Annotated in this window: 5 protein-coding genes; 1 reads left to right on the top strand and 4 read right to left on the bottom strand. The window is 67.0% G+C overall.

Annotated elements, in window-relative coordinates:
- Positions 1 to 86: 86 nt before the first annotated feature.
- The 4 genes from ABZS66_RS60000 to ABZS66_RS59985 form a co-directional block, all read right to left on the bottom strand.
- Complete coding sequence (locus tag ABZS66_RS60000) at positions 87 to 986, bottom strand: ABC transporter permease (RefSeq protein ID WP_354773691.1); 900 nt, start codon at positions 984 to 986, stop codon at positions 87 to 89.
- Between the two features lie 80 nt (positions 987 to 1,066).
- The gene (locus tag ABZS66_RS59995) at positions 1,067 to 2,587 is read right to left on the bottom strand and encodes a sugar ABC transporter ATP-binding protein (RefSeq protein ID WP_354773693.1); all 1,521 of its coding nucleotides are present in this window, start codon (positions 2,585 to 2,587) and stop codon (positions 1,067 to 1,069) included.
- Positions 2,584 to 3,534, bottom strand: a complete 951-nt coding sequence (locus tag ABZS66_RS59990) for an ABC transporter permease (RefSeq protein ID WP_354773689.1) — start codon at positions 3,532 to 3,534, stop codon at positions 2,584 to 2,586. The genes ABZS66_RS59995 and ABZS66_RS59990 overlap by 4 nt, the downstream gene beginning before the upstream one ends.
- Positions 3,535 to 3,663: 129 nt before the next feature.
- Positions 3,664 to 4,830 (bottom strand): sugar ABC transporter substrate-binding protein, encoded by a 1,167-nt coding sequence (locus ABZS66_RS59985; protein ID WP_354773687.1) that lies wholly within the window; start codon positions 4,828 to 4,830, stop codon positions 3,664 to 3,666.
- 556 nt (positions 4,831 to 5,386) lie between these two features.
- Here ABZS66_RS59985 and ABZS66_RS59980 point away from each other — a divergent pair.
- Positions 5,387 to 6,013: an FIST C-terminal domain-containing protein gene (locus tag ABZS66_RS59980; protein WP_354773685.1), complete on the top strand. Its 627-nt coding sequence runs from the start codon at positions 5,387 to 5,389 to the stop codon at positions 6,011 to 6,013.
- Positions 6,014 to 6,037 lie beyond the last annotated feature (24 nt).

Here is a 6,037-nt window from a genome sequence, read left to right as displayed (position 1 = left end):
CAACTCAACCTCGAACGGCCCGGCGGCCGCACCCCCGCAGGCGCAGCCGTCCGCACCCCCACACACAATACTGTCGACGACAAGGGTCATTTCACGACTTTCATGCGGGAGCGGTCGAGCGTCAGGGCAACCGCGGCGATGATCACGACGCCGTACACCACCTGTTCGTAGGCCGGGTCGACTCCGCTGATGTTCAGCCCGACGCGCAGGACTCCGATGACCAGGGTTCCGATCAGGGTGCGCACCGGTCCGCCGACGCCGCCGGTGATGGCCGAGCCGCCGACGACCACCGCCGCGATGGCAGGCAGCAGCAGAGCGTTGGCGAGGGTGGGTGCGCCGCTGAATTGGGTGGCCCCGAGGACCACGGCCGCCAGCCCGGCGCACAGCCCGGACAACGTGAACGCAAGCACTCGCAGGCGGAGGGTCCGTCCACCGGACATGAGGACGGCCCGTTCAGCCAGTCCCATGGCGTGCAATGCCCGTCCGGCGGACAACGTGCGCATCAGCACCGCCGTGACGAGCACCACGACCAGGGCCAGGACCCCGCTGGCGGGGATCTCGACGAAACGTAGGTCCTTCAGCCATCCGATGGCGTCGTAGCCCTCGCGCAACGGCAGGGTCGATGCGCCGGAGACGGTCAACGCCACCCCGGACCACAGACCCATCGCACCGAGGGTCACGATGAAGGAGGGCACCTGGAGGTAGGCGCTGATGAACCCGTTGAGCGCTCCGGCCATCGACAGGGTGACCAGCATGGCGAGTACGCCCAGGACACCCATGCCGGGCAACCACTTCGCGAGCAGGACCGTACCGAACGACGCCAGCACGGCGATCGACAGGTCGATCCCGCCGATGAGGATCACGAACATCTGTCCAAGGGCGAGCAGCATGATGGGCGCCGCGCTCTCCAACAGCACCCGCAGGCTGGGGACGGACAGGAAGGAGGGCTGGCGGCTCCTGACCACCAGCACCAGCACCACGAGCACCGCGAGTGGCATCGCCGCCAGCAGCCGCTCCCGCACTGACTCGCGGCTGGGCGAGGGCATCCGCAGAATGCTCATCGTCGTCACACCATCCGCTCGACGAGCTCGACCTCGGTCGGCTTGCTGCCGGGCGTCGCGTCGAAGCGAGCGGTCAGCGCGCCGTCCTTCATCACCACGAGGCTGTGGCTCAGGGCGATCGTCTCCTCAGTGGTGTCTGCGAGGAGCACGATGCCCAGGCCCCTACTGCACATCTGGCGGATGAACCGGTACACGTCCTCCTTGGCCGCCACGTCCAGCCCGCGGGTTGGGTGGTCGAGGACGAGGAGCTTGAGACGTGCGGAGCTGAGCCACTTGGCTAATACCACCTTCTGCTGGTTGCCTCCGCTGAGTTTGCTCACGTCGGTGGTCGGGCTCGGCGTACGGATGTGTAGCCGGTCGATCCAGTCCGCCACGACTCTCTTGCGCCAGCTGGGTACGGCGATCGGCCCGATGGACGCCGATGAGCGGTCCGCCAGGAGGATGTTCTCCGCCACGGACATGCCCGTCGCGACCCCTTCCAAACGGCGCTCGGCGGGGACGTAACCGATGCCGGCCCGAACCGCGGCCGCAGGCGAGCTGAAGCTACGGCGCCGACCGTCAAGGATCAGTTCGCCGCGGTCGTGGTGCTCGGCTCCGAATAGCGTGCGGCACAGCTCCTCCCGCCCCGACCCGATCACGCCGGCCAGCCCGAGAACCTCGCCCTCGCGCAGCGTCAGGGACACGTCGCGGTACGCCCCCCGCTTTCCCAGGCCGCGGAGCACCAGCAGCTCCCGGGCGTCGGCGACTGTCCGCTGCTCGTTCTCGCGGTAGTACTCCCCGCTCGTCTCACGGCCAACCATCAACTGGTACAGCTCGTCGATCCGCATGTCGGCGCGCGTCCGCTCCGCGACGCAGGCGCCGTCCTTCAGGACGTAGACGCGGTCCGAGACCCGCAGGATCTCGTTCAGGCGGTGCGACACGAAGATGACCGAGGCGATCTGGCGGAGCCGCTCGATCTGCTGGAAGAGCGTCTCCAGGTCGTGGCCCTCCAACACCGATGTGGGTTCGTCCAGGACGATCACTGGCGCGTTGTCGCTCCGCTGCTCGACGTGTAGGGCCTTGGCGATCTCGACCATCTGCCGCTGCGCGTAGCTCAGCTTGAGAACCTTGTCGGTGGGACGCACGGCCAGGCCGAGCTTGTCCAGCTGAACCTGAGCACGACGGTTCAGCTCCTTCCACCGGTAGAGACCCAGCCGCACTGCGTCGCCCTCGGCGCCGAGCAGGATGTTCTCCGCGACGGTGGCTGATGCCACCAGCGACTGTTCCTGGTGGACCGTGCCGATGCCGGCCCGCGCGGCGTCGCGCGGGCTTCGGATGCGTCGCGGACGACCTCGCAGTGCGATCTCGCCGGAGTCCGGCTGGTACACCCCCGCAAGGATCTTCAACAGCGTCGACTTGCCGGCACCGTTCTCGCCGACCAGCCCGACGACCTCGTGCTCGTCGATGCGCATGCTGACGTGGTCCAGCGCCACGACGGCGGGGAACCGCTTGCTGATTCCGCGCAGCTGCAGGACTGACTCATTCATTTGATCACCCTGATCCGGTGGCGCTGGTTCCACGCCGTGGCAGCGATCGCGATGATGATGACGACTCCCTGGAACGAACGTTGCAGGTAAGGGTTGACGCCGACCAAGATCAGCCCGTTCGTCAAGACCGTCATGATGAGCGCGCCGACGAGGGTATGCAGGACGCCACCGCGCCCCCCGGACAACAGGGTTCCGCCGACCACGACAGCGGTGATTCCGGCGAAGACCTGCCCCGACCCGATTTGAACGTCCCCGACACCGACCTGGCTCGCGGCCATGGCCCCCGCCAGTCCGGCCGTCGTCCCGGACAGAATGAAAGCCCACACCTTGTAGCGGTTGATCGACAGACCCGACAGGCGCGCGATGACCTCGTCGTCCCCGATGACGTACGCGTAGCGGCCGATCCGACTGTAGCGCTGGATGACGTACCCGGCGATTAGGACGGCGGCGGCGACGAAAACGAGCCGCGAGACCCCCAGCCACCGCTGCGCGGACCAGTCGCGCAGACCCTCATCGAGCAGCCGCGGCGGCTGGCCGGCGAACAGGACCGTCGCGATGCCGATGCCGACCGCGCCGGTGCCGAGCGTCACCATGAACGACGGGATCCGGAGCTGCGTGTGCAGCAGCCCGTTGACGAGGCCGAAGAGGGCGCCGACCGCCAATCCCGCCAGGACCGCGCCGTAGCCGAGGTCCATCCCGTTCCGGTCGTTGGCGGCCAACAGGACGGTCACCATCGAGGAGGTTGCCATCACCCCCTCGACCGACAAGTCGATGCTGCCGAGCAGGATCACCACAGTGAGCCCGATGGCCAGCACGAGCAGGATGGCGGACTGGCCGGCAATGCTGCGGAAGTTGCCGGCCGACAGGAACTGGTCGCTCAACGAACTGAAGACGACAACGAGCACCAAGAGCGCCAGAACCGGACCTGCGCTGAGGACCCGGTTCACCAGCCGCCGGTTGCCCGACGCCCGGCCGTCCGGTGCGCAGAGCAGGTCAGGCTCCAGCCCGTGTCGTAGTCGTCTCGCTCACATACGTCTCCTCGAAGAACCGTGAGGCGCGAGGTGGTTGGTCGCGAATCATGGGCTTGACCGGGTGGCCCGGACACCTGTCGTCGGCGTCCACCGGCCCTGGTAGGTGATCTGCCCCTGGTTGCGAGCCAGAGGAGTCTGCCAGTCGTCCTGCAGGTCCGCCGCCGTCGGAGGCGTCAGGAACCTACCCACATTGTCCTTGTTGATGGCGAACTGCTCGCCGTAGAACTCCCGGTCCGACTGCGGTGCATTGCCGACGTTGTACTGCCCGGTGGCCGCCTGGCGGGCGAGCGCCAGGGCGGCGCTGCCCTGCCAGTAGGCGTCCGACGACTGGGTCGCTACGTACCCGACGTCGCCGGCCTGGATGTTCTTGAGCGCCTCGGGCACCGCGTCGATCCCGACGACCGGGACCTTCCCCTGCAGGCCTGCGGCCTTGAGCGCTTCCAGGGCGCCGAGCGCCATGTTGTCGTTCGCCGCCCAGATGCCGTTCACCTTGCCCTCGTGCTTGTTCAGCAGCGTCTGGGTCACCTGGAACGCCTTGTTCCGGTCCCATTCACCGGTCTGCTGGTCGAGTAGTGTGATGCCCGGCGTCTCGTTCATGGCCTTCGTCATGCCGTTGAGCCGGTCTCGTGCCACCACGTTGTCCGGCAGCCCCTGCAGGGCGATAATGCCGCCGGTGCCGCCCATCTCGGCGAACAGCGCCTTCGCGATGTTGTAGCCACCCACCCGGCCGTCGAAGGTGACGTGGGCGACCCAGTGGTCACTGACGTCCCACGGGTGCAGGTCATCCGGCTTGTTCCAGTGGGTGACGACGTAGCCGCCAGCGTCGGTGACCGCGCGGACCAGAGCTTCGGCATCCGACGAGGTGTTCGGGTCGATGTTGGCGACCACGGTCTTTCCGGACGCGGTCAGCGACTTGATCTGCGAGAGCTGCTTCTGGGAGTCCCCCTCATTGGCCAGAACCTCGACCTTCATACCGATCGACGCCGCGTACAGCTCGCCTCCCTTGACCCACTGTGCGTGGTAGGGGTTCGACAGGCTCCTGATCGACTGGACCAGGACGACATCCTTGGCCGAGTTGCTTCCCTTGCCTGACGAGCAGGCGGCCAGCAGCATCGCCACCAGGACGACTATGGCGTTGGTGGCGGCGATGGCGTTGGCGAATTTCGCCCGGCGACCGGGGAGGACCGACCTGGACGCGGGACGGGCAAACATGAGACCTCCTGGGCGGCACGCGGTGCACCGGGCAGACGGCAGGTCGTCCCTGCTCGGGTGGATCAGTCGGTGCTCACAAGCCGGTAGCTAGCCAGGCCGGCGACGGCCCGAACGGAACACGGCTTTCGATGGACGCGTAGTCATGGCGGGCGTCTCCAAAGATGCCGGCAGAAAAGCGGCCAGGAAACATGAAGGAGCTGCTGCCGACCTACGGTCCGTGAACCGGCCGACCTGCATGGAACGCCCTGCCGACGGGCATCTCCTCCACCGTCGCCGCGCCTACCGGACGACCCGCCGGCAACAAACACCATCCCACCGTCGGTGGAGGCGGTGATCACCGAACAGATCAGATTTAAAGCTGTAACCCCGCCGAGACCGTCATGACTTCACCTACAAGGGATGACCAGCCCCAGCCGATCGAGGGAAATCGGGTATTTGGACGATGCTGGATCGCTCAAGGTTCGTTCGGCTGCCATCTGGGCAAATTGCAATTCTTGCCGATTTATTCTGTATGTCGGGTGTGGCGTAGTATTGGTTTCGCGTCTGGGAGTATGGGATGGACCCTCGTCTGAACTTGCGCCTGAATGAAGGTGATCGCAGCGGCGTCGCACCGCCGGCGGAGCTGTGGCTATCGGTCAGCGGTGCGGGCACCCGAGAGAGCGCCACTGGCTATGACGCGGAACACCAAGCGGCGCGCGTCGTGTATCTGGACCGGTTGGGCGCGCCCGAGGATGCCTACACGGATCCGGACGCGTTCATGGCCTTCGTTCGCACTCGGCCTATCGGCATACGTCGCCGTAGCGGTCTGGAGATCCGCGATGTCGGTTCGGACCGCTTTGTTGTCGGAGAGCCCTGGCTGCGCTCTTTGGGTGAGGTGCCTGAGGGTGGGGTGATCTGGCTGATGGAAGGCGACGCCGAATCTGGGCTGGACGCAGCCGGGGGCGCTTGCCGGGAGGCGGTAGCCGCGGTGGGCCAGCCACGCCCACTTGGGCTGCTCGCCTTCGACTGCATTGCTCGCCGTCAGCTGCTCGGCGAGGGTCGCTCCAGTGCCTCGGTCGGGCACATGCGCGAGCGGTCGGGCGGCGCGCCCGTCGCCGGCTTCTACACTTGGGGAGAGTTCGCCCGGCTCCGCGGCATTACCGGGTACCACAACATGACGCTCGTCGTGCTCGCGGTGGGCTGACATGGCGCCCTCCGCAGCCGCGCT

Origin of the sequence: Dactylosporangium sp. NPDC005572 (genome assembly GCF_040605515.1) — a bacterium.
GTDB lineage: Bacteria > Actinomycetota > Actinomycetes > Mycobacteriales > Micromonosporaceae > Dactylosporangium.
Note: the sequence above shows the minus strand (reverse complement) of the source record. Positions and strands in the feature narration are given on the sequence as shown.

What these genes read in the sequence shown, in the direction of transcription:
- ABZS66_RS59985 (WP_354773687.1), bottom strand. Translation starts at nt 4,830, where the DNA reads ATGTTTGCCCGTCCCGCGTCCAGGTCGGTCCTCCCCGGTCGCCGGGCG.
- ABZS66_RS59980 (WP_354773685.1), top strand. Translation starts at nt 5,387, where the DNA reads ATGGACCCTCGTCTGAACTTGCGCCTGAATGAAGGTGATCGCAGCGGC.
- ABZS66_RS59995 (WP_354773693.1), bottom strand. Translation starts at nt 2,587, where the DNA reads ATGAATGAGTCAGTCCTGCAGCTGCGCGGAATCAGCAAGCGGTTCCCC.